Annotated in this window: 1 protein-coding gene; it reads right to left on the reverse strand. The window is 54.4% G+C overall.

Going from position 1 to position 1,071, the window contains the following annotated elements; genetic code table 11:
* Positions 1-150: 150 nt before the first annotated feature.
* Positions 151-1,002, reverse strand: a complete 852-nt coding sequence (locus tag RUMCAL_RS09895) for a patatin-like phospholipase family protein (protein ID WP_040647843.1) — start codon at positions 1,000-1,002, stop codon at positions 151-153.
* Positions 1,003-1,071: the final 69 nt, after the last annotated feature.

The following is a 1,071-nucleotide window of genomic DNA, read 5'->3' on the forward strand; positions in this document are numbered from 1 at the left end:
TGTCGCACAATCTTTGTGCGGTATTGCCTTAGAACCTGTTTTGTCTTCACAAGACACATGTATACACTTGTGATGACAAGACAGGTTCTTAGCGTCTATTTACACAAAAACCACCTGTACAAGATCTCTCTCATACAGGTGGTTTTCATATTATTGTATTAGTGTCCGGCTTTCCAGAAACGCCGTGATCTCCGTCCATCGCTGGTCTACCAGTTCGCAGCCGTGCTGGTAGTAGGCACGGATCTTGTCCTCATTCTGGGTGAACAGCGGGATCGACTTGACCTGTGGTCGAAGCACCAGTGCCCGCTGTTCCCGCTGTGCCTGCTCCAGAGCCTGTACCTGTTCTTCATAGCGGGCGATGCGGTGGAGAACGGCGTGGTACAGCATGGGGTATTTTTTGGCATACAGCTGCCGCAGCAGAGGACGCAGGCGGGTGTAATCTGTGGGACGTGCATGCACGCTGCCGGTGAGAACGACGATCACCTTGTCACAGCCCTGCTCCAGCAGATGCAGAAAGGGAATCGGGTCTGCAATGCTGCCGTCTATATAGTGTTTGCCGTCCAGTTCCACCGGCTCGCAGATAATGGGCAGGGCACAGGAAGCCTTGATCGCGGTAAACAGCCGGTGCCTGCTGCCGTCATCAGTGAGGTATGCCGGTTCGCCGTCCTCGCAGCAGGTCGCCACAAAATCGGTCTGCATGGCGAACTGCTGGTAAACAGCCCAGTCGATGCGGCTGGCGTACTCCTGTGCCATGTGATCCAGATTGAGGAATCTGCCGGTGTGTGCCATATGGCGGATCCCAAAATAGCGGCTGTGCCGTTCCATGATCATCATTTCCAGCGAAACGCCCTGCTGACGGGAACGATAATTCAGCACACAGCCGGCACCGGCAGACGTGCCGGACGCAGCAGCGGCGTAGAAATCACGTGCCATCAGAGCATCAATAACACCGGCGGTAAAGGAACTGCGTTCTGCACCGCCCTCCAGTGCGATTCCGATCATGAAACTGGTTACACCTCTTTCAGAAAAAAATAAAGGCAAAGTCGCCAGACGCTCTTTGTGCGGTATTGC

The sequence above is a fragment of the Ruminococcus callidus ATCC 27760 genome (genome assembly GCF_000468015.1).
Taxonomy (GTDB): Bacteria; Bacillota; Clostridia; order Oscillospirales; family Ruminococcaceae; genus Ruminococcus_C; species Ruminococcus_C callidus.

Coding starts and splice junctions, on each gene's coding strand:
- RUMCAL_RS09895 (WP_040647843.1), bottom strand. CDS start 1,002: ATGATCGGAATCGCACTGGAGGGCGGTGCAGAACGCAGTTCCTTTACC.